Origin of the sequence: Gilliamella sp. N-G2, from assembly GCF_002142215.1 — a bacterium.
In the GTDB taxonomy this organism is placed as follows: domain Bacteria; phylum Pseudomonadota; class Gammaproteobacteria; order Enterobacterales; family Orbaceae; genus Gilliamella.
Window position 1 is genome coordinate 1 of record NZ_NAST01000033.1, and the last position, 20,421, is coordinate 20,421.

The window sequence follows — 20,421 nt, forward strand, 5'->3', positions numbered from 1 at the left end:
TCGACTGCTGATTGACATTGCCCGTACTGAGTAAATTCTTTTGTAAATTGTGAGTAGCGATAATTTGACCTGTCTCCATTCACCTCGCCAATAGCTGGTTGTAAATTATGCAAATCGCCTTCCATTGTGTTGAAAGTCACGTCCTTTTTACACTCTTTACGTCCACCGTTTCGCCAGCATTGTAGATGACGCCCAAAATTTTCCGCAGGCATGACATGCTCCCATTCGATGCGAGATGCGCGCGCCTCATTTTTCCTCGGTGTATAACCGCATTTACTGAAATCTACAGAACCTTTTTTACCGTCAAATGAAAACTCACAACCGCAATAGAATGTGGTTTGCTCTGGGTTGGATTTATAGATTTTAACTAAATGAGTTTTAGCACTGTTGAAATTTTGCTGATATGCAAATGTAGCAGTAGAAAATAAACAAAAAGCTAATAAAAAGTAATTCTTCAAGGACTTCATTTAAACCAGTAAAACTAGAAAAATATTTAAATTTTTGAATAAATAAGTTGACTTTTAAAGTAGGTTAACCTATAATTATAACCATCAACAGGGAGTTGATAAAGTAAACCCTCAGCTTTCGATGAGGGCTTAAGGAGAAGTAAAATGAAATCTAAAATACTCATTTTAATTCTGCTACTTTTGATAAGCTCGCCAGCATTCTAAAGTAGTTCAAAGGAGAGGGAAACCTCTCCGATGACCTTAAATATATCAATTGACACTTAATAAATCAAGGTGATTTTATGGCAAAATCAATAACAGAAATTCAAGCAAAAAGCGACCAAAAACGAGGAGTTAAAGTAAAAGGTTTCAAACTACACGTTGACGATATCGCATTAATTGAACAAGCAAGTAAAAGCCTAGATATACCACAAGCTCAACTTATTGTTGATGCTGTTAAATACTATCTTGATAACAAAAAAGCCTCTTAATTGAGGCTTTCTTTTACTGGTAATACAAATGAAAAATTTGATAATAAAAAAGCCCTGTTATCTCTAACAAGGCTTAAATCCAACTATTCGCGTAGAATATAGCACATTTATATCATGCGCCATATAGTAAATCAAGCTTTTTTAAAATTAATTTTCATTTGCAGAATAAACAATGTAAAAACGTGATTTTAGATAATCTAAACACCATTTAACGCGGTTTAACGCTTGGTAATGAGTTAATCTATAATTTGTCAATTTTTCAATATAATGAGCGATCTCCCGTATATGATGCCCATAAACATAATAATTTACTGCAATTTTAATAATTGGGTTGTTTTTTCCAAACGTTTCAATCAACAAACGATCGACTTTCATAGCTTCATCATCACTAAGCCCTTCCACCTGTCGATGTTTCATTGACGCGATAATGTCGCTGGCTTGTTGAAAAAGGCTTTCTCCTCTATAGCCTTGCTTGTATAAATCATCAATAATATCAACTAATGCTGTATTACTAATTTGATGCGATGTGATCATCATTTTTGCGATAACATTCTCGTCACGTTCTCTGATATCCTCATATGACCAAGCGCCCCAACCTGTCAGAATATTTTCAACGACTAATTGTTCGTAACTAGTTAATTGAGTTCCTTTTCCTAACTGTTTTTTATTTTTCAATTGAACTAATGGACTATAACTGTTTTTGTTTTTGATAACTTCATCATTCAGTGTTTTTTTAAATCGAGCAACTGCTCTTTGTGCTAATTTTTCACTAGTATAACGCCCTAAATGATAATGTTGGCCGTTTCGACAGACTATAGCTACCCATTTATGATCTGATGCCGAATAGTGAACGCCTTCTGATAATTGAGGTTTTGGAATTTTGCGTTCAACTGCCCTAATTTCTTCTAAATTGGCAAATCGATTATCTGCAATATTTCCATTTTTATGCTGTATTTTGCGCTTTGGCCATTCATTAGTTACCAGAAGCCACGCCAGCCGTTCTGCAGCATATTTACGACAATTTACAGTAATGAATAGATAACCATTTTCATCGTGCGAACCTTTAACGTGAACACCTTCTTTATAGGTTGATGTAAATATGCCCGTTTTTGGATCGTAGTTCACTGCCGTTTTTAATTGCTCATGCCGTTTATTCGCGCCTACCCGATTATTCGCCTTTCTACCTAAATGACGAAATGAATTAGCGGAATTTAGTGCATGTTGTTTTATTGACTGCTCGATTTGCTCAGTTTTAATCATTTAATAGTCCCAAAGTTAACCGACTTTACTTAAAAATACCTAATAACACCGCTACTAATGCCGCTAACATTAAAAATTTAATGACTATGTAAAATTCCTTTGCGTATATTTCCTGTTTTACTAATGCTCTATATTGATACATCTCATCCATATCTAATTACCTCGTTCCTGACCATTCATAAACTGTTAGCCCGTGTATTAACGCATCATTGAAATCACCGCGCTCCGTCCATCTAATCGTTACCCGTTTTACATCATTGTGAATAGACAATAGATTTTTATTAGCACACTCAAACGCTGCAGCATGACCAGTTAAATTACTGTCTGTATCTGCAAATATAATCAGATGATCTACTCCTGCAGGTGCTATGAATTTTTTCAAAAATGCAGCACTTATAATAGACCAGGTATTACACCCGTATATTTGATAGCACGATAGTGCTGTTTCGATACCCTCCGCGATACCGAGTGTTGACGATACGGGAAATAAACGGATAGCTACCGATTTAGCGTAATCAAGATAGTTTTGTGCTTGTAAACTATTTAATTTTTTTGGAGCTGGTACGTTGGCTTTTCTTTCTCCGTCCAATAATGTTCTATGCAGATAACACACGTTACCGTTACTATCTGTAGCGAGTGAATAAATCGCGCCATAAATGTGTTCGCCCATTTTTTCGGATGCTGAATATTTTATATTTTCAAGTTTCGGGGGTAATGTAATATGTCTGCTGTTTAGGTATTTTTCACCACTGGATCCCGTTAATTTATCGATAGAGTTAAATTTATTAATAACTCGTTCCCGTAACTCGTCAACATTATTGTTTAATGGTTTTGGCTGATCATTATTTGCGTATGAATTACCTATCAAATCATCAATTTCACGCGCTAGTGTTTTAAAATCTTTCTGCTGCGTTTCTTGTAGTAATTTCCAGATATCGCCCGACCCACAACTACAAATCCATGTGCCCCGATTTTCCCTATTATCTATTCTGAATTTCTTTTTTTTACCACATAATGGACACTCTCCATGATAATGGTGATTACCAGTTATTGGTGGAAGTTTGTAATATTCCAACACTTTCGGGATGTGATATTTAATTGCGTCAACAGTTCTCATGCAGTAGCCCTTTCTGCAGCACGTTTAGCTTCAAGTATCCTTGCGGTTAAACTTGATATCTTGTTGGTGTTTTGACCTCGCAATTCATCAGTAGCTAACGATAGTTTTTGCTGTGCCGATGTAGTGGAGGATCGGCTTTTGGCGTAGGCAATTTGTTTGCTTAAAATGAAATTTCGAACTTCTGGACTGATTTCTTGTAGGCAACGGTTTAAGTTTCTTGGCCACACTCCAAATTTGCTCTTATACATATGGGCACACCATCCGTCACTAAGTAATTTACCCTTTGTCTGAGCAACTTGATGCTGATAATACAAAATTTGAGACCACCACGATTGTTTTTCTATCTGAGAATAGACACGCTTGCCCTTGCTAATTTTCTGAATATTTCGAGTTTCGTCTGTTTCGACGTCCTCATTTGCTAATGGCTCATAACCGCATTTAGGACAGGTATAAACACCGAGCGGTTTCATAAACTTACATGACGGACATTCCTTAGGTTTTTTCTCTACCTGTTTGCGCTCCTGGATTAAGTTAATTTTCATCCCATCATCTTTGTTAGGTAAGCTGTTGTATTCAATGTCATCAGGAAATCCTAATCGATGAACGGTACCACTATGATCAAATATAATGCATTTATCCTTACCTTGAGCCGTTCTTAATCCTCTGCCAATGCATTGGACCCATCTGATTTCCGATTTAGTGGGACGCGCATAAATAATACATCTAACATCACTGTCAAAACCTGCAACCAGAACACCTACATTTACAATAATTTTCGTAATGCCTCGTTCAAATCGTTGTATGATTAATCTACGTTCATCAGTGGGAGTGTTTGCGGTCATAACCTCCGCTTTAATACCTTGTTTTTTGAATTCTAGTGTTACAAAATTTGCATGTTTGACATTAACGCAAAAGCAGATGGTTGGTAAATTTTGCCCGTTTTCCAGCCAGTTTTGCACTAAATTCCCGACAAGATCCGCATCTCCCATAATCTCACCAAGCTCATCCTCGTTATAATCTCGTCCCATAATTGTGTTGCTTGACTTAACCTTATCAAGATTTGGTTTTGTAGGCGCGTAGAATTCATAAGGACTTAGTTCACAAAGCTGTATCAACTCTTTCATACTGGTTGGCTTGATCAATTTCTCATAGTAATGACCTAAAAATGTTGCGAATGGTGTACCAGACAGACCTATCACTTTTGCGGTAGTTTCTTTGATGTACGTTAGCAGTTTTTTTCGTTTTAAATGCGCCTCATCAACGATAATCAGGTCAACATCTGTCGGTAGTTCGCGGCGGATCAATGTGTCAGCAGATGCGATCTGAATTGGCTTGTTAGGATTGTATAATCTGTGTTTCTGCCAAATGATTGATATTAAATTTTCATCAATCCCATACTGTACAAAACGCTCAACAGTTTGCTCGATCAAGACGGTATATGGAGCGATAAATAAAACTCGCTTGTTGCTATTTATAAACCCGTCAGTAATGAATGCAGCTAGCCCAGTCTTACCACTCCCTGTCGGCGCACTAACCATAAAAGTACGGGTAGTTAGCCAGTTGTTGCGTAATTCTGTAAGCCCTTTTGTTTGTGCATGGTTTGGCGTGATATTCAACATAATTAGCTTCTCGCAGATATGATGTCTATCCCTAGTTTTTTATGCTGAGATAAAAAACTATTGCGTAGCAAAATAAACCCATTACCGCCATGCTCGTTGATTGATTGGATGCTCTCCAGCGATCGAATGCGAGGGGATTTGTTATCCAGCTCGATCCAACATGTTTGACCGTGTTTAGTGACTTTGAAGTTAATTTTTGCACTTGCCAAATGCGGATGCCTTGCCTCTTTCTCAACTGTATAGCCATTTAGGTTTAATTTGGCTATCAATGACCGAATAAAACAAACCCTCCTGCTGGCTGTAGTTTTATCGAACTGTTTTGATAGTAATGTGATTAGCTCAAATTTCATGCAATGCCCTATATATATTAATAATTAAGATCTATATAAATAATTCTCTATTTGGAATAGTAAATAATATAAATACAGATAAGATATAAACTACCAAGCACCCCTCGCCCTTACCCATCAAAAGCTGCTCCTTTCTCTCGATGAGTACCTCAAAACACAACCTTGAGGATTTTGTTACAGTGTAACTATTGGAGGTTTAGAAACCGCTTGATTCATTACACTGGTATAACGTTCCACATATTCGCGAAGTCGCGTATTGGCTTCTCTTCGCGCCCTATTTTCTTTTTTGTGATTAATGGATTCGTTGTTATATGCAGTCACATAAACATCCGAATACAAAGCAGATATTTTGGCTCGTACTTTAGTCGGCAGTTTTGACATCTGCTCAATAATCCATTTCTCATCATCTCGACAGTAATGATCTGGTAGATTAATACCGTATATGCTCATTTAAAAATCAGGGAATAGTTCTTTTTCGCTCAACCCCGTAACCTTCAGCCATCTTTGTCGCACGCTCTTTCTTTTGTACGGTATTTTTCCACCGCGAGCTTTGATGTTAGTGATATTTTGAGGAGAACAACCCACTAATTTTGCCAACTTAGTTTGCGTGTCACCAACAGCCCTAATCGCTTTTTCAATCGGCGTTAATTCACATTTCATAAATATTTCCTTAAACATGAAATACACATTAATTAAATATAAATTACACAAAACAATTCATTTTTGCAACACTTAAATTAAATTTTGTTTATTGAACAATTAAACAAATTGTGTAAAATTAAACATAACAAAATTAGGAGACCGAATATGACAGTTGCGCAACGCATAGATAAAATAATGAAAGATCATTCAATTAATAAAACTGAATTGGCTGATATTTTATCTACAACCCCACAAAATGTTACTAATTGGATAAATAGAGATGCAATTAGTCGTAAGAAAGCTAAATTGATTTCTGAAAAATTTGGGTACGATCTTAATTGGCTTTTATATGGAGGCGATGGAAATATAAAAGAAAGTGAATTAAACCCTGTAGAGTGGGAATCATTATCAGAAGACGAGCAAAAAGATGGGAAATTTGTAACAATACCTGTTTTAGATGTTGAATTATCAGCAGGTTTTGGAGCATGCCCTACAATGGAGCAGGAAATGTATACACTACCTTTTAGAGCTGTAACCCTCAAACAACGGAATATTCCAATTGACATGGCTAAAGTTGTTAAAGTTAGCGGTGATAGCATGGAGCCTAGATTATTTGATAAAGACATTATCTCCATAAATACTGCTGACACCAGGATTAGAGACGGTAAAATATATGCAGTTAGAGTTTATGATCTACAAAAAGTGAAAGTTTTAATTAGAAATGCGGACGGTTCCATAACATTACGGTCATATAATCCAGATTATCCAGATGAGATAATTAATCGTGATCAAATAGAAAATGGTGATTTCCAAGTTCTTGGCAGAATGTGGTGGCACTCTTCTATAGATGATTAATATCAAAACTAAACAATAGACATCAAAAGCCCAATCAAGGGCTTTTTTTATATTCTCTTGAAAACATCGCCTAAAAAACGACCGATCAAAAATATTTAAACTCTCTAATATTCAAACACTAAACAACTCAAATCATTTATTAAACAAATTAATTAAACAAAAAATAAACATTTTCTATTGACTATTTTGTTTAAAAACGTTTAATATTAACACAGAAGTTAAACGGAAATTAAATATTAATTGATTTACAATTAGTTTTGGAGGTAAGGATGTTATTCGTAAAAAAACGCTTGCGTAAATTTAATAATTTGGGCTATATTAATTCTGCACTAGCAAAATCTAGTGTCAGGATTGAGACCCTGAATTATTCAACGGCGACACATGACGCCCTAAGCGTCTTTTTTTGTGTCAATGCTCGCGCACACCTATTTATCAAATCTTTTTCTATGGTGGCGTTAGTGGGGCAACCGAAAGGTTGGCTGGATTCCGTTGGTGCCAGTAGTCTCAACCCTGCTAACGTCACCGCCAACGAGATTGAGACCTCTAGCGGTGATTATAATAATCAACCAACGGAGGCTGTCATTATGACTACTACCCTTACCCCTATTATATCCACACAAAAACTATTTAAATCTCATTACATCATAACAGGTCGTGTACCTGAAATAATCACCACAACTGCGCTAAAGGATCTGCAATTCATAAGACGCTTAGCATCAATCTTTATCGCCAAAATCCGTTTTTATCTATCACACATGTAAATATTAGGGGTTAAAAATGAAAAATTATCTATTGGATTGTGAATTACAAGAAAAAATTTGGGAAAAATTAATTCAGTTAAGAGCATGCGCACTGCTAATCAATGAGGTGACTAATCCCCATTCCGATAACAGAAATGATAATGTTAACACTTGCTCGTGGATGATAGCGGATGAACTAAACATCATATTAGAACAATTAGAAAATCTACCAGCAGATGAGGGAGAAAGTAAAAAATGATGAGCGATTTAGATGCATGTATAACATTAACGGACGATCAATATAATCTGATTGATAATTCATTAATGCAAATATCTGGAGTCATGGGGTTAATCATAGAGGTATCCCAATATAGGGGTGAACACGAGAATAAGAATATCAATAATTCAGCATGGCTGGTTATGACTGTGATTAAAAACATTCGAAGCCAGCTTGAGCAAAAAGCAAAACCTAATACATGGGAGTAACAAAATGAATAGATATTGTGAAGCATTTGATTGTCTCGGATTAACTCAAAATAACCCAGAAAAATTGAAAACAGCATTAAGAAGATTTGAGGATATTAGGAGTTCAATAGATAGTTCCTTAGATGCTGTGGGATTGCTTATGTTTTGGGCTTCTGACGGAAGTAACAACGGAGATTATCGAATCCCTGCCAATGAGTCAGTAAGCGCAATATGGAGAATAGGCGAACTAATGCAATTGTTAATTGAATTAAAAATATTTTGTGAACAAAACGAAGTAAATATTGAATGTTCAATTAAAAATAGCAAAACCCCAAAGACTGCCATCTAAGGGGTAATAGCATAGGAATGAATGCATGAAAGATACTAACAAAAATAATATGTCGTGTCTAGTTCGTGTAAATGAAGATAGCAACCGATATGCAAAAATGCACATCGGTAGTTAAAGCGCAAAGAGGTTTTAGCATGATGTATGACCCCATTGATTTTTTAGTAAAAGAAAGCGCAACTACGGAAAATATTCAGTCTGTTCTAAGCGAGGCAGTGCATGGAATTGGAGGAATAGCAGATGTTTTGTACAGCGGTGATCTGACTGGTACCGATGAATCGACAATAAATGATCTTGGTTCCGCACTTCAACTATTAAACGGAGTTGTTAATTTATCTATACGTAAATTATATGAAGTGCAGGATCAGAACAATAAATCAGGAGCGAAAAAATGAAAAGTGACATGAAACAAAATCTATTAACCTCCGCGATGACATTTGCTCACTCACGGTTTGAAAAATTTGTTATCAGTAATAAGTTGGATTTTTCATTAGTTAGAAGCCCTAAACTTAAAGCGATAAATGATTATAAGGAAAACGACACAGCACAAATATTTGACGTGTTCTTGCAAGGTTTTAGGGCTGCTGTTGAGTTTCAACTGATTGATAGAAATAACAATGAGGGCAAATGATATGGATTTAGAAAAAATGATTAATAGCATAAATTTAAATGCTAATACATCTGCTGGAGTACGTAATCAATTTATAGACGTGATAACAAAACAGCAGCCAAAAAGCTATCGCACAATCTAAAACATCAGGGCATAGTATTTTAATGGTCATCCCCTACACTCCTGCTACTCGTGCGTGGCATGAAAACGTCATCAATCAGGACTGTATTATCTATGTTCCTGACGGTAGATATCAATTTCTGTTACCTAACGGTGAGCGTTCACATAATAGTTGCAGTTTTGAAACCTGCCTAATTTTAATTGTTCCGTTCAAATGTGGGAACGTGATAGTTAATTATAAGAGGAGTTAATTAAATGTACGATTTAATTGAAGAAAAAGAAATAATGCAAGAATTTAATATAAAAAGCAGGACTACAATTTACAAATTAACTAAAAATAAAGGTTTTCCTGCTGCTGTTTTAAATTATCCCAAACGATACGACCGAAAAGCCGTGATCGAGTGGTTTAATAATGGGGGAATTAATCAACGTGCTTGACATGCCAAAGGATTTTATCAGCATATAATTGGTATGCGTTCCTTTGCTCATCCAACCAATCATGTTTGTTATATACTGCCATTACTCCTCCCAGTTCATGCCCTAACATACGTTCAGTTACATGGGGCATGATACCCTCTTCTGATAAGCGAGTTGACAATGTACGTCTGAAATCGTGAGAACTCCAATCAGTCATATTGAGTTTTTCTCGTAGCCGCCTAACATATCGATTAGCTGCAGAAATGGTGATTGGAGTGCTCAATGATATACCTGGAAACATTTTATCATTGAACATATTTTGCAGCTTTTCTACCATTGGCTGAATTTGTTCAAATATCGGACGCCTAATAACGTTCCCCATTTTGCTATGCTCTTTTGGAACAGTCCAAATTAATTCAGTCATATCAAATTCATTTACTGATGATATCCGTAATTCTGAATTTCTAGCCCCCCATAGCATGAGCATTTGATGTAATAATTTATTGACGGTAGCTGCTCTGCTATTTTCAATTGCTAACCAAATCTTTGCTAATTCCCTGTATGTTAATACTCTACTCCCGACCTCTGTTTTTACCCCTATGTTTTTAGGGCTTAATTTCATTAATTCACACGAACTTATTACTTGGCGACTAATACACCAATTTATTGCTGATTTGGCTTGCACTAGTATTGTTCTAGCTCGCTTGAGATTGATCTTTTCCTCCTCTTCGAAAAATGCCAACCAGTCGCGAACAGGTATGGTATCGACAGGGATATCTGAAAATTGATTATAAAGATTTTTATATACAACTGATTGATAAAGCGCCCCTGTTTTATCTCTCAATGTTGATACATATTTCTCCATCCAATAATCAAGGCATTGATTTAATGTCATGCTTTGATTATTTTGATTATTATAATTTTTAGGATCAACTCCTTTATTATAAAGGTCTCTAAGCTCTCCGACTAATATCCTGGCATCCCTCAAGCTTAAAGATGGATATCTCCCTAGTGTTAATCTTTGCGCCTTTCCATTCCATCTATAACGAAATTGGAAGGCAATAGTACCTTTTTGTGATATCCTTACACTTAAACCATCGCCATCGGTAATTTCTGGCAAACCTTTATAAGGCTTATTTAATAATGTTCTTAGTTTTGAATCGCTTAGTGCCATTTTAATTTTCTACATTCTGTACACAAATAAAAATATAATTATGTACACAATGTGTACACAATTGCAAGTGAACAAATAAAAATATATAAAAACAGATGAAATCAAAACAGAACAAATAAATTGATAATTAGTTGAAAAATAATAAATAAACAAACAAACGAGAACAAAAAAGAATAATGGAAAACAATACAATACAGCCTACTTTTTACTTCCATGATTACGAAACTTTTGGTATCAACCCCGCTTTAGATCGTCCAGCACAATTTGCCGGCATTCGAACAGATAGTGATTTTAATATTATTGAAAAACCATTAGTCATTTATAGCCAAATTGCGCAAGATTATTTACCCAATCCTGAAGCTGTACTTATTACCGGCATTACACCACAAAAAGCAAATCAAAATGGGTTATGTGAAGCTGAATTCAGCAAACTAATTCATCAAGAATTTAGCCGACCGAATACTTGTATCTTAGGTTATAACAACATTCGCTTTGATGATGAAGTGACTCGCAATATTTTGTATCGTAATTTTTATGATCCTTACTCTTATAGTTGGCGTAATGGTAATTCACGGTGGGATCTACTTGATGTCGTTAGAGCATGTTATGCATTAAGACCTGAAGGTATTAACTGGCCAACAAATGATGCTGGTTTACCGAGTTTTCGTTTAGAAGATTTAACTAAAGCGAATAATATTGCCCACGAGCATGCCCATGATGCAATGTCAGATGTTTATGCTACTATTGCTATGGCAAAACTTATCAAACAAGCCCAACCAAAGTTATTCAATTATTTCTTTACATTACGTAATAAAAACAGAGTTGCCGAGCTTATTGACGTTGTAAATATGACACCTATTGTTCATGTATCAGGAATGTTAGGTAGCCATAGAGGCAATATGTCATTAGTCTGCCCTATTGCATGGCATCCAACGCAAAATAATGCAGTTATAGTCTGTGATCTAACTGGAGATATTGATTCAATTATTAATTTACCAGTCGAGACTATTCAGGAAAAACTTTACACCAAATCAACCGATCTTGAGTTAGACGAACAGCGTATTCCATTAAAACTGATTCATATAAACAAATGTCCAATTATTGCGCCATTAAGCACATTATTAGCTGATAACGCAAAGCGTTTTAATTTAGATAAACAACAATGTTTAATTAATCAACAAAAACTACTACAAAACCAAAATAAATTACAGGATAAAATGCGTAAGCTATTTAGTATCAATAATGATTATCCAGTTAACAGTGATGTTGATGCACAAATTTATAATAGATTTTTAAATGGTCAAGATCTATTACGTTGTGAAACTATAAGAACCACGCCAGTTCATTTATTAGAAACTTTATCAATCACTTTCGATGATCCACGATTAACCACATTATTTTTTCGCTACAAAGCGAGAAATTATCCGCAAGCATTAACCGAACAAGAACAACGCATTTGGCAAGATCACTGTCGAGATAAACTCAATACCATTGAGATACAAAATTATTTACAATCACTTGAACAACTTGCCGAAATTTATGTACAGAAACCGGAAAAGCTTACTTTATTAAAGCAGCTTTACCAATATTGTCATTATTTAGTTGGATAATTAAATTACAGGGGCGTATCATATGCTTCTAATTTTAGTTCTCCGCCCTTTCTAGATGACGGACATACCGTCAATATTTAATTTTAAGACAATTAGTATATAAACTATGAAACATTTTTTAGCCAAACATGCAACAATTAAGCATCGACTTTATTCTTTATATTACACACTATTTAGTTATGGTCGGGGCTTAATTATTTTAACCCTATGTTTATGGGCTGGTAATATTGTTTCGGCAATCTTACCAATCATGATCCCAGGTAGTATTATTGGTCTATTAATCTTGTTTTTTTTATTAGCATTTCAACTTATACCAACGCGTTGGATCAAAAACAGTTGCAATCTTTTTATGCGTTATATGACTGTACTATTTATTCCTGCTGCAATGGGGATCATGGATAATTATTCACTGCTTTTAGCTAATTGGGTACCGATTATTTTTGCCAGTGTTGGCGGTTCAATTATTGTCTTATTTTTAACGGCATATCTTACTGAACGTTTGCATAGACCAACAATAAAATCGTCTGATAATAAGGGGAAACAATCATGATATGGATGTTACCATTAACTGTTTTAGTTTTTCTTGTGATTCGTAAAATTTCCTTTAAAATCAAGAATCCACTATTTAATCCGTTAGTGATTTCGGTTATTGTTTTAATTCCTATTTTATTAATTACACAGACTAGTTATATTGAATATGTAAAAAACGTTGAAATTATTAATGAGTTACTTCCTTATTCAGTTGTTGCATTGGCTTACCCTTTGTATGAATTAATCCCACAAATAAAAGCCCGTTGGAAATCTATTATGATAATCACTTTTACCGCTTCAATTGCTTCTATGGTGACAGGTGTTTGTATCGCATTTTGGTTAGGAAGTAGTAATGAAATAGCCGCCTCGATACTGCCTAAATCAGTTACCACTGCCATAGCGGTGACTATCGCAGAAAGTCAAGGTGGTGTTCCATCTATTGCCGCATTATGTGTAATACTTGTTGGAACTTTAGGAGGGATTTTTGCTCATCAATTGCTAAATTGGGCTAAAATCAAAACAGCCTCTGCCAGAGGTTTATCAATCGGTGCTGTATCACACGCTGTTGGTACTGCTCGCTGTATTGAAGTAGATTATAATGAAGGATCTTATAGCTCTTTATCACTGGTTTTATGTGGTATTATGACTTCATTGACAGCACCATTTTTATTTCCAATAATGGTATTTATTTTTAATTGGTTTTAGCATGATATTAAAAAAGTTAATAGCTTATTTAATTACTTTCCTATTGTTTTTAATAATGGTAATACTTAGTCTCGACTATTGGATAAGTTATAAAACTGCCCCCTACATTTATCATGATGAAAATAAACTTCCCTATCGCACAATTGGTGTAGTATTAGGTACATCTAAATATGTAAAAGGTGGAGGAATAAACGGTTTTTATCGCAATCGTATCGATGGTGCCATTGATTTATATTGGCAAGGTAAAGTCGATTATTTATTATTAAGTGGAGATAATGCTCAATTAAATTATAATGAGCCAATTATGATGCAAAAAGATTTGATTAAGGCTGGTATCCCCAAAGATTCTATTGTATTAGATTATGCCGGATTTAGAACCTTTGATTCAGTTGTTCGTGCGAATAAAGTCTTTAATGCGAATGAATTTACTATTATTACGCAAGAATTCCATTGTGAAAGGGCAATTTTTATTGCACTAGCCCAAGGTATTCAAGCTCAATGTTTTGCCGTTCCAGCCCCAGAAAGCATGAAATTAGTTCGTATTCGAGAGATGTTTGCTCGAGTTAGTGCCTTTATTGATCTTTATATTTTGAATAAAGAACCCAAATATCTTGGTCCCACTATTCCTATTATTAATGATGGAAATTAATAAAGATTAAATAATCTTTTAAAAAATTTGAGTTAAAAGGTTTCGAGCTTGAAAATTAGGCTAAAACGCAAGTGTCTAATAATTTAGATTGCATTTTTATGCAAAAAAAAGTAATATTTAGTCAATTAAAATTTAAATAATTTATCTAATACTAATGAATATTGAATTAAGCCATATTAACTGTTTTTATGGTACTCATCAGGCATTGAATGACGTCTCGTTATGTTACCCTTTGGGTGAAACAATTGTTTTACTTGGTCAAAGTGGTGCAGGCAAAAGTTCTTTGTTGAAAGTATTTAATTTACTTGAAATTCCCACATCAGGTGAAATGACGATTGCCGATTCACATTTCGATTTTTCGCAAAAGATAAGTGAATCCACTATTCGAACATTACGCAAAAATGTTGGCATGGTTTTTCAAAATTACAACCTATGGCCTCATTTAACTGTTTTGGAAAATTTAATTGAAGCACCATGCCAAGTATTAAAATTATCGAAAAAAGAAGCTAGTGATAAAGCAATGTCAATTTTAGCTCGTCTACAAATTGATGAAATGGCGCATCGCTACCCTCTCCATCTTTCTGGTGGTCAACAGCAACGTGTTGCTATTGCCAGAGCATTAATGATGGAACCGAAAATTTTGTTATTTGATGAACCAACAGCGGCATTAGATCCAGCAATTACATCACAAATTGCTGAGATTATTAATGAACTGTCACAAACCGGAATTACACAAATTATTGTTACTCATGAAGTCGATTTTGCGCGTAAAGTTGCTTCACAAGTGATTTACATGGAACAAGGTAAGATTATTGAGCAGGGACAACTTGAGTGTTTTGCTCATCCAAAAACCGAAGAGTTTAAAGCTTATCTATCACACTAACATTAATTAAAACCAGATTGGGTGGAAATATGAAAAAAACATTACTAGCGATTTTATTTGCTGGATCTGCTTTTGCAGCTCAAGCAGCAGAAACATTAACTATTGGTACCGAAGCAACTTATGCGCCATTCGAATTTACTAACGATAAAAATGAAATTGTTGGTTTCGATATCGATGTTATGAATAAACTTTGTGAAGAAATGAAAGTATCTTGCAAAATTGTTAACCAATCATTCGATGGTTTAATTCCTAGCCTTAAAACTCGCCGAATTGATGCAGCAATTGCAGGTATTGATGTTACTCCAGAGCGTCAAAAACAAGTTGCATTTACTAAAATCTACTACGACGACAGCTCAATCCAATTCATTACTTTAAAAGACTCTTTAACCAGTCTCGATCAATTGAAAGGTAAAAAAGTTGGCATCCAGAAAGGTACGACTTATTCAAAATACTTAAATGAAAAGTACCCTGATGTTAAAGCAGTCAGTTATGACAGCTATCAATTTGCTTTTCTAGATTTAAAAGCAAAACGTATTGATGCCATTGTCTCAAGCTCATTTGTTGCTGGAGAATGGTTAGGTAAAGATGCTGACATTGTTGCTTTAGGTGACAAAATTACCGATCATGAATTTTTTGGTGAAGGCTTAGGTATCGCTTTACGTCAAGGAAATGATCAATTACTTGAACAATTCAACCAAGCAATTGATAAATTAAAAGCAAATGGTGAATTAGATATTATCTATAAAAAATGGTTTAGTAAATAATATTATTTACTAAAATCTGTATTTTGAGATCTCGCCGCATACTCTGCGGCGAGTTTATTTTTTAAATTAATTACGGTTTTTTTATGTCAGACTTTTTTGCACACGGTATCGACTGGTTACTCTCTTCTATGGATGGGTATATTTTGCCGCTAACTAAAGCAACCACAATAACGTTATCACTAGCTTTTGTATCGTTAATTGTCGGCATGTTTTTTGCGTTCATTTTTACTATTTTAGAATCAGTTCCTTTCAAACCTGTTGCATGGTTAATGTCACTATTTAATTTAACTATTCGAGCTTTACCCGAATTATTAATTGTGGTGGCAATCTATACAGGTTTACCGCTGTTATTGATGGCATTAGATGATGGTTTTACCATTCCACTTGGTTTTACATCATTTACCGTAAAAATGAATATTGAAAATACTCAGCCAGATCCATTTTTATGCGGTGTTTTTGCTTTATCCTTACTTTATGCTGTTTATGCATCTCAAACTTTACGTGGAGCATTTAAAGCGATTCCTAGTGGGCAAAAACAAGCAGCTCAAGTATTAGGCCTTAGTAAATCTCGTACTTTTTTTCGCATAATAATGCCGCAAATGTGGCGCCATGCATTACCTGGTTTGAGTAATCAATGGTTAATTTTATTAAAAGATACCGCCCTTGTATCTGCGATAGCGATTGATGATTTAATGATGCAAACCAAAACAATTGTTGCAAGAACCAACCAACCTTTCTTATGGTATTTTATTGCTATGCTTGTTTATTTAGTGATATCAGTTTTAAGTCAACGAGTTATTTCTCGTATTGAAAAACGCTCTACCAAATTTGAACAACCGTCATCAGCTAATAGTCAGTAAGGTCATTTTATGTCTGATAATTTTATTTACTATCTAAAAATCATTCTTCAAGGTCTACCTGATACTTTAAGCTTAAGTATTGCAGGCATATTATCAGCTGGTTTTTTAGCTATCGTTTTTTCTTGTCTTTTATCTTTAAATTCGAAGTTTTTAACTAAAACGATACGTGGTTATATTGTTATTTTTACTGGTTCACCTTTATTGGTACAACTTTTTTTAATCTATTATGGACCTTCACAATTTGGCGAAATTTTAAGTAAAGTACCGGCTTTTTATGAATTTATTTCATCGCCATGGTTTTGTGCTTATTTAGCTTTAACGCTTAATAGTGCAGCTTACACTACTCAAATTTTCTATGGTGCTTTAAAAGCTGTTCCACAAGGACAATGGCAAGCATGTAGTGCATTAGGCATGAATAAAAGACAAACACTTAAAATTGTAATGCCATATGCATTAAAACGAGCACTGTCTACTTACTCTAATGAAGTTGTCTTCGTAGTTAAAGGAACTGCACTAGCATCAATGATTCCTGTTATGGATCTTATGGGATATAGTAATACACTAAATGGTGAATACTATGACTTCTCAATTTTTGTTGTTGCAGGGCTTATCTACCTCTTGATAAATGGTATTTTAAGCACCATTATGAGGATAATAGAGAAAAAAGCCCTCACCTTTGAAAACTAATATGAGCCAATTTGATTCTGTATCTTTCTTAAAAACTGTCCCACATAAACCAGGTATCTATCAAATGTTTAATGATAAAGATACCATCATTTATGTGGGAAAAGCGAAAGACCTCAATAATCGTTTAAAAAGTTACTTTAACAGTAGTAAAAAAACCATTAAAACCGATCGATTGGTGAGTCATATTCATCGAGTAGAATTTACCATCACCAATACCGAAACAGAAGCTCTTTTGCTTGAACAAACTTATATCAAAAAATATCAACCACGATATAATGTTTTACTTAAAGATGACAAAAGCTATCCGTTTATTAAATTAAGTAAAGAACGCCATCCACAATTATCTTTATACCGCGGAGCTGTTAATCGTAAAAAAGATGAGTTTTTTGGCCCTTACCCAAGTGGTTATGCAGTTAAACAAATTCTCGCATTATTACAAAAAACCTTTCCGATAAGGCAATGTCTTAATAGTACGTATCGTAATCGAACACGTCCTTGTTTGCAGTACCAAATTAAACGTTGTTTAGGCCCTTGTGTACCTGGTTTAGTCAGCGACGAAGATTATAACGAACAAGTGAATTATGTTAGGTTATTTTTATCTGGACAGTCAGATGAAATCTTAAAAAAAATTACCGCTGATATGTTAAAAGCCAGTAGTGAGCTTAATTTTGAAAAAGCAGCAGCGTTGCGTGATCAGTTACAAGCAATCAAACACATTAATGAAAAACAAGCTATCTACAATAATAATGATAATTTGGATGTAATCGGTTTTCACTATGAACTTGGCTTAGCTTGTATTTATGTGCTTTTTATCCGTAATGGTCAAACATTTGGTCATCGTTCTTATTTTCCTAAGGTACCGTCTAATACTGAACTTGAAGAAGTTATCGAGACATTTTTAGGGCAATTTTATCTACAAGGTAATCAAAATAGGAATATCCCAAAGAAAATTCTTCTGAATTTTTCGTTGTCCGATAAACAAGCAATGGAAGAAACGTTATCTATTGTTGCTGAACATCAGGTTAAATTAGTTGATGAACCGAAAGGTGATAATCTTAAATTATTAAATATTGCGACCGTTAATGCTCAAACAGAAGTTAAAAATAAACTATTAGAAAACTCAACTATTAAACAAAGATACGATGCTTTAAAAGCCTTTTTGGGAATTGAGAAAATCAATAGAATGGAATGTTTTGATATTAGCCATTTTATGGGCAAAAATACTATCGCCTCTTGTGTTGTGTTTGATGATAAAGGACCGGTTAAATCCGAATTCCGTCGTTATAATATTACTGGTATTACACCTGGTGATGACTATGCAGCAATGGAACAGGTATTGACTCGCCGTTATAGTAAAAAAGATCTTCCTGAAGACAAAATCCCTGATATTATCTTTATTGATGGTGGAAAAGGACAACTTAATCAAGCTTTACAAGTATTTGAGAAGTTACAAGTAAACTGGGATAAACATCATCCTATTTTAATCGGGGTGGCTAAAGGTGCTGAGCGTAAAGAAGGTTTAGAAACACTCTTCTTTGAAGCTCATGGCAAAGGTTATTATTTAGATGATCATTCCCCTGCTCTATTATTAATTCAACAAATCCGTAATGCATCACATGACCATGCGATTGTAGGTCAGCGTAAAAAAGGTGTTAAACAATTAACTGATAGTGCGTTAGAGCATATAGAAGGCGTTGGCGGAAAAAGACGCCAAGCATTATTAAAACATTTTGGCGGGCTTAGAGAGCTAAAAAATGCTAGTATAGATGAAATAGCCCAAGTACAAGGCATCTCCAAATCGTTAGCTGAAAAAATTTATCTAAATTTACAGCAATAACACATTGAAAAATTAACATTTTTCAGGCAACATAATCAGTAAGAAAACCCTGTTTTTTTAATTATCACTAACCATTTGATTAATAAAACAATATGAGCTAATGTCACATGAAAATTAATTTACCTACATTCTTAACATTATTTCGAGTAATACTTATTCCTTTTTTTGTGTTGGCATTCTATTTATTTCCTCATGAATGGTCTGGCTTTTTTTCGGCATTATTATTCTTAATTGCCGCAGTTACAGATGTTTTTGATGGTTACCTCGCACGTCGATTAGGTCAAACCACCAAATTTGGCGCCTTTTTAGATCCTGTCGCCGATAAAATAATGGTGACGATCGCATTGGTACTCATCACTCAGTATTATCAAGCGTGGTGGATTTCTATTCCGGCTATCATCATCGTTTCTCGAGAAATCATTATTTCTGCATTAAGAGAGTGGATGGCTGAAATTGGCAAACGCAATAATGTTGCGGTATCTTCAATTGGTAAAATTAAAACTATTGCTCAAATGACTGCATTAACATGGTTACTTTGGAGACCTTGCGATCTAGTTATTTATGCCGGACTTGCAGCCTTGTTTATTGCTACAGTATTAACCCTATTATCGATGATTCAATATTTATGGGTTGCTCAAGTCGATTTATTAGATAACGATTAACATAATAAATTTGATGTGTAATGTCTAAATATTCAAATTGAAAAAATAGCATTGCACTTTAGTTAAAAACGAAAAAATAGAGCAATTTAACCTCGAATCAGTCAAACATTGAGCAATCAAACGATTAATTTAAAATTTTTATTGACTGAAATGATAAGATAGGTAAAATGCACAGCATCCAAAGCGCAGTTACCCTTCGGTACTAAGTTTTGAGCCCGGGTGGTGAAATCGGTAGACACAAGGGATTTAAAATCCCTCGGCCTTTTTGGCCGTGCGAGTTCAAGTCTCGCCCCGGGCACCATTTAAAACACTTCTCATGCGGGAATAGCTCAGTTGGTAGAGCGCAACCTTGCCAAGGTTGAGGTCGCGAGTTCGAACCTCGTTTCCCGCTCCAATTTAAATTCAATCGATAATCATAGCAAACTATTATCTACAATAAACTATATGTTTTCACTTAGTAGTATAAAATCATATAGAGCCACAAAAAAATACAGTTATATCTATTGCTTTATAGACATTGTATTTATAAATATCTTTATACTATGAAAGCATACAATGTCCACCTAGATAATAAATAACAT

Annotated in this window: 26 protein-coding genes, 2 tRNA genes and 1 pseudogene; 21 read left to right on the forward strand and 8 right to left on the reverse strand. The window is 34.7% G+C overall.

Features of this window, described 5'->3' with window-relative positions:
* Positions 1 to 467 (reverse strand): endonuclease (locus B6C99_RS11665; protein ID WP_086360011.1); only part of this gene is annotated, 467 nt, incomplete at its 3' end.
* Between the two features lie 281 nt (positions 468 to 748).
* Between B6C99_RS11665 and B6C99_RS11670 the strand changes: the two genes are divergently transcribed.
* On the forward strand, positions 749 to 937 hold the full coding sequence (locus tag B6C99_RS11670) for a ribbon-helix-helix protein, CopG family (RefSeq protein WP_065609594.1): 189 nt from the start codon (positions 749 to 751) through the stop codon (positions 935 to 937).
* A 147-nt stretch (positions 938 to 1,084) separates the two neighbouring features.
* On the opposite strand, the gene B6C99_RS11675 is transcribed toward B6C99_RS11670, so the two are convergent.
* From B6C99_RS11675 to B6C99_RS11700, 6 genes are all read right to left on the reverse strand, one after another.
* Positions 1,085 to 2,197: a DUF1133 family protein gene (locus tag B6C99_RS11675; protein ID WP_086359989.1), complete on the reverse strand. Its 1,113-nt coding sequence runs from the start codon at positions 2,195 to 2,197 to the stop codon at positions 1,085 to 1,087.
* Between the two features lie 157 nt (positions 2,198 to 2,354).
* Positions 2,355 to 3,314: a primase-helicase zinc-binding domain-containing protein gene (locus B6C99_RS11680; protein WP_086359990.1), complete on the reverse strand. Its 960-nt coding sequence runs from the start codon at positions 3,312 to 3,314 to the stop codon at positions 2,355 to 2,357.
* Entirely contained in the window at positions 3,311 to 4,933 is a 1,623-nt protein-coding gene (locus B6C99_RS11685) for a DEAD/DEAH box helicase (protein ID WP_086359991.1), read from the reverse strand. Before B6C99_RS11685 ends, B6C99_RS11680 begins: the two co-directional genes overlap by 4 nt.
* Positions 4,934 to 4,935: 2 nt before the next feature.
* Positions 4,936 to 5,283: a hypothetical protein gene (locus B6C99_RS11690; protein WP_086359992.1), complete on the reverse strand. Its 348-nt coding sequence runs from the start codon at positions 5,281 to 5,283 to the stop codon at positions 4,936 to 4,938.
* Positions 5,284 to 5,457: 174 nt separating this feature from the next.
* Positions 5,458 to 5,733 (reverse strand): hypothetical protein, encoded by a 276-nt coding sequence (locus tag B6C99_RS11695; RefSeq protein ID WP_086359993.1) that lies wholly within the window; start codon positions 5,731 to 5,733, stop codon positions 5,458 to 5,460.
* A complete protein-coding gene (locus B6C99_RS11700) occupies positions 5,734 to 5,943 on the reverse strand; it encodes a hypothetical protein (RefSeq protein ID WP_086359994.1) in 210 nt (69 codons plus the stop codon).
* Between the two features lie 147 nt (positions 5,944 to 6,090).
* On the opposite strand from B6C99_RS11700, the gene B6C99_RS11705 reads away from it, so the two are divergent.
* From B6C99_RS11705 to B6C99_RS11740, 8 genes are all read left to right on the forward strand, one after another.
* Positions 6,091 to 6,780 carry a S24 family peptidase gene (locus B6C99_RS11705; protein WP_086359995.1) on the forward strand — a complete coding sequence of 230 codons (690 nt, stop codon included), beginning with the start codon at positions 6,091 to 6,093 and terminating at the stop codon, positions 6,778 to 6,780.
* 269 nt (positions 6,781 to 7,049) lie between these two features.
* Positions 7,050 to 7,541 (forward strand): ash family protein, encoded by a 492-nt coding sequence (locus B6C99_RS11710; RefSeq protein WP_086359996.1) that lies wholly within the window; start codon positions 7,050 to 7,052, stop codon positions 7,539 to 7,541.
* A gap of 16 nt (positions 7,542 to 7,557) precedes the next feature.
* Positions 7,558 to 7,779 carry a hypothetical protein gene (locus B6C99_RS11715; protein WP_086359997.1) on the forward strand — a complete coding sequence of 74 codons (222 nt, stop codon included), beginning with the start codon at positions 7,558 to 7,560 and terminating at the stop codon, positions 7,777 to 7,779.
* Positions 7,776 to 8,006 carry a hypothetical protein gene (locus tag B6C99_RS11720; protein WP_086359998.1) on the forward strand — a complete coding sequence of 77 codons (231 nt, stop codon included), beginning with the start codon at positions 7,776 to 7,778 and terminating at the stop codon, positions 8,004 to 8,006. Before B6C99_RS11715 ends, B6C99_RS11720 begins: the two co-directional genes overlap by 4 nt.
* Positions 8,007 to 8,010: 4 nt before the next feature.
* Positions 8,011 to 8,334 (forward strand): hypothetical protein, encoded by a 324-nt coding sequence (locus B6C99_RS11725; protein ID WP_086359999.1) that lies wholly within the window; start codon positions 8,011 to 8,013, stop codon positions 8,332 to 8,334.
* Positions 8,335 to 8,423: 89 nt separating this feature from the next.
* A complete protein-coding gene (locus tag B6C99_RS11730) occupies positions 8,424 to 8,726 on the forward strand; it encodes a hypothetical protein (protein ID WP_143413969.1) in 303 nt (100 codons plus the stop codon).
* The gene (locus B6C99_RS11735; protein ID WP_086360001.1) at positions 8,723 to 8,962 is read left to right on the forward strand and encodes a hypothetical protein; all 240 of its coding nucleotides are present in this window, start codon (positions 8,723 to 8,725) and stop codon (positions 8,960 to 8,962) included. The genes B6C99_RS11730 and B6C99_RS11735 overlap by 4 nt, the downstream gene beginning before the upstream one ends.
* Positions 8,963 to 9,316: 354 nt before the next feature.
* Positions 9,317 to 9,499, forward strand: a complete 183-nt coding sequence (locus tag B6C99_RS11740; RefSeq protein ID WP_086360002.1) for an AlpA family transcriptional regulator — start codon at positions 9,317 to 9,319, stop codon at positions 9,497 to 9,499.
* On the opposite strand, the gene B6C99_RS11745 is transcribed toward B6C99_RS11740, so the two are convergent.
* Complete coding sequence (locus tag B6C99_RS11745; protein ID WP_086360003.1) at positions 9,483 to 10,652, reverse strand: site-specific integrase; 1,170 nt, start codon at positions 10,650 to 10,652, stop codon at positions 9,483 to 9,485. The two genes, B6C99_RS11740 and B6C99_RS11745, sit on opposite strands and share 17 nt — an antisense overlap.
* A gap of 176 nt (positions 10,653 to 10,828) precedes the next feature.
* Here B6C99_RS11745 and sbcB point away from each other — a divergent pair, with 176 nt between their 5' ends.
* From sbcB to B6C99_RS11805, 12 genes and pseudogenes are all read left to right on the forward strand, one after another.
* Positions 10,829 to 12,262, forward strand: a complete 1,434-nt coding sequence (gene sbcB, locus B6C99_RS11750) for an exodeoxyribonuclease I (protein ID WP_086360004.1) — start codon at positions 10,829 to 10,831, stop codon at positions 12,260 to 12,262.
* Between the two features lie 106 nt (positions 12,263 to 12,368).
* Entirely contained in the window at positions 12,369 to 12,812 is a 444-nt protein-coding gene (locus B6C99_RS11755; RefSeq protein WP_086360005.1) for a CidA/LrgA family protein, read from the forward strand.
* Positions 12,809 to 13,498: a CidB/LrgB family autolysis modulator gene (locus B6C99_RS11760; RefSeq protein WP_086360006.1), complete on the forward strand. Its 690-nt coding sequence runs from the start codon at positions 12,809 to 12,811 to the stop codon at positions 13,496 to 13,498. The genes B6C99_RS11755 and B6C99_RS11760 overlap by 4 nt, the downstream gene beginning before the upstream one ends.
* Positions 13,499 to 13,502: 4 nt before the next feature.
* Positions 13,503 to 14,129: pseudogene (locus tag B6C99_RS11765) on the forward strand (ElyC/SanA/YdcF family protein); the annotation flags it as partial.
* A 172-nt stretch (positions 14,130 to 14,301) separates the two neighbouring features.
* Positions 14,302 to 15,030, forward strand: coding sequence for an arginine ABC transporter ATP-binding protein ArtP (artP, locus tag B6C99_RS11770; protein WP_086360008.1), 729 nt, complete (start codon positions 14,302 to 14,304; stop codon positions 15,028 to 15,030).
* A gap of 29 nt (positions 15,031 to 15,059) precedes the next feature.
* Positions 15,060 to 15,794, forward strand: coding sequence for a transporter substrate-binding domain-containing protein (locus B6C99_RS11775; protein WP_086360009.1), 735 nt, complete (start codon positions 15,060 to 15,062; stop codon positions 15,792 to 15,794).
* Between the two features lie 83 nt (positions 15,795 to 15,877).
* Positions 15,878 to 16,654, forward strand: a complete 777-nt coding sequence (gene artQ / locus B6C99_RS11780; protein WP_216819478.1) for an arginine ABC transporter permease ArtQ — start codon at positions 15,878 to 15,880, stop codon at positions 16,652 to 16,654.
* Positions 16,655 to 16,663: 9 nt separating this feature from the next.
* Positions 16,664 to 17,341 carry an arginine ABC transporter permease ArtM gene (artM, locus tag B6C99_RS11785; RefSeq protein ID WP_086354161.1) on the forward strand — a complete coding sequence of 226 codons (678 nt, stop codon included), beginning with the start codon at positions 16,664 to 16,666 and terminating at the stop codon, positions 17,339 to 17,341.
* A gap of 1 nt (position 17,342) precedes the next feature.
* Positions 17,343 to 19,178, forward strand: coding sequence for an excinuclease ABC subunit UvrC (uvrC, locus tag B6C99_RS11790; protein WP_065613463.1), 1,836 nt, complete (start codon positions 17,343 to 17,345; stop codon positions 19,176 to 19,178).
* A 107-nt stretch (positions 19,179 to 19,285) separates the two neighbouring features.
* Entirely contained in the window at positions 19,286 to 19,840 is a 555-nt protein-coding gene (gene pgsA, locus B6C99_RS11795) for a CDP-diacylglycerol--glycerol-3-phosphate 3-phosphatidyltransferase (RefSeq protein ID WP_086360010.1), read from the forward strand.
* A gap of 213 nt (positions 19,841 to 20,053) precedes the next feature.
* A tRNA-Leu gene (locus tag B6C99_RS11800) sits at positions 20,054 to 20,141 on the forward strand.
* Between the two features lie 17 nt (positions 20,142 to 20,158).
* A tRNA-Gly gene (locus tag B6C99_RS11805) sits at positions 20,159 to 20,234 on the forward strand.
* Positions 20,235 to 20,421 lie beyond the last annotated feature (187 nt).

Coding starts and splice junctions, on each gene's coding strand:
- B6C99_RS11725 (WP_086359999.1), top strand. CDS start 8,011: ATGAATAGATATTGTGAAGCATTTGATTGTCTCGGATTAACTCAAAAT.
- B6C99_RS11740 (WP_086360002.1), top strand. CDS start 9,317: ATGTACGATTTAATTGAAGAAAAAGAAATAATGCAAGAATTTAATATA.
- artQ (WP_216819478.1), top strand. CDS start 15,878: ATGTCAGACTTTTTTGCACACGGTATCGACTGGTTACTCTCTTCTATG.
- B6C99_RS11685 (WP_086359991.1), bottom strand. CDS start 4,933: ATGTTGAATATCACGCCAAACCATGCACAAACAAAAGGGCTTACAGAA.
- B6C99_RS11735 (WP_086360001.1), top strand. CDS start 8,723: ATGAAAAGTGACATGAAACAAAATCTATTAACCTCCGCGATGACATTT.
- B6C99_RS11775 (WP_086360009.1), top strand. CDS start 15,060: ATGAAAAAAACATTACTAGCGATTTTATTTGCTGGATCTGCTTTTGCA.
- B6C99_RS11720 (WP_086359998.1), top strand. CDS start 7,776: ATGATGAGCGATTTAGATGCATGTATAACATTAACGGACGATCAATAT.
- B6C99_RS11710 (WP_086359996.1), top strand. CDS start 7,050: ATGTTATTCGTAAAAAAACGCTTGCGTAAATTTAATAATTTGGGCTAT.
- B6C99_RS11675 (WP_086359989.1), bottom strand. CDS start 2,197: ATGATTAAAACTGAGCAAATCGAGCAGTCAATAAAACAACATGCACTA.
- sbcB (WP_086360004.1), top strand. CDS start 10,829: ATGGAAAACAATACAATACAGCCTACTTTTTACTTCCATGATTACGAA.
- artM (WP_086354161.1), top strand. CDS start 16,664: ATGTCTGATAATTTTATTTACTATCTAAAAATCATTCTTCAAGGTCTA.
- B6C99_RS11680 (WP_086359990.1), bottom strand. CDS start 3,314: ATGAGAACTGTTGACGCAATTAAATATCACATCCCGAAAGTGTTGGAA.
- B6C99_RS11690 (WP_086359992.1), bottom strand. CDS start 5,283: ATGAAATTTGAGCTAATCACATTACTATCAAAACAGTTCGATAAAACT.
- B6C99_RS11695 (WP_086359993.1), bottom strand. CDS start 5,733: ATGAGCATATACGGTATTAATCTACCAGATCATTACTGTCGAGATGAT.
- B6C99_RS11670 (WP_065609594.1), top strand. CDS start 749: ATGGCAAAATCAATAACAGAAATTCAAGCAAAAAGCGACCAAAAACGA.
- B6C99_RS11700 (WP_086359994.1), bottom strand. CDS start 5,943: ATGAAATGTGAATTAACGCCGATTGAAAAAGCGATTAGGGCTGTTGGT.
- pgsA (WP_086360010.1), top strand. CDS start 19,286: ATGAAAATTAATTTACCTACATTCTTAACATTATTTCGAGTAATACTT.
- artP (WP_086360008.1), top strand. CDS start 14,302: ATGAATATTGAATTAAGCCATATTAACTGTTTTTATGGTACTCATCAG.
- B6C99_RS11705 (WP_086359995.1), top strand. CDS start 6,091: ATGACAGTTGCGCAACGCATAGATAAAATAATGAAAGATCATTCAATT.
- B6C99_RS11715 (WP_086359997.1), top strand. CDS start 7,558: ATGAAAAATTATCTATTGGATTGTGAATTACAAGAAAAAATTTGGGAA.
- B6C99_RS11755 (WP_086360005.1), top strand. CDS start 12,369: ATGAAACATTTTTTAGCCAAACATGCAACAATTAAGCATCGACTTTAT.
- uvrC (WP_065613463.1), top strand. CDS start 17,343: ATGAGCCAATTTGATTCTGTATCTTTCTTAAAAACTGTCCCACATAAA.
- B6C99_RS11760 (WP_086360006.1), top strand. CDS start 12,809: ATGATATGGATGTTACCATTAACTGTTTTAGTTTTTCTTGTGATTCGT.
- B6C99_RS11730 (WP_143413969.1), top strand. CDS start 8,424: ATGCAAAAATGCACATCGGTAGTTAAAGCGCAAAGAGGTTTTAGCATG.
- B6C99_RS11745 (WP_086360003.1), bottom strand. CDS start 10,652: ATGGCACTAAGCGATTCAAAACTAAGAACATTATTAAATAAGCCTTAT.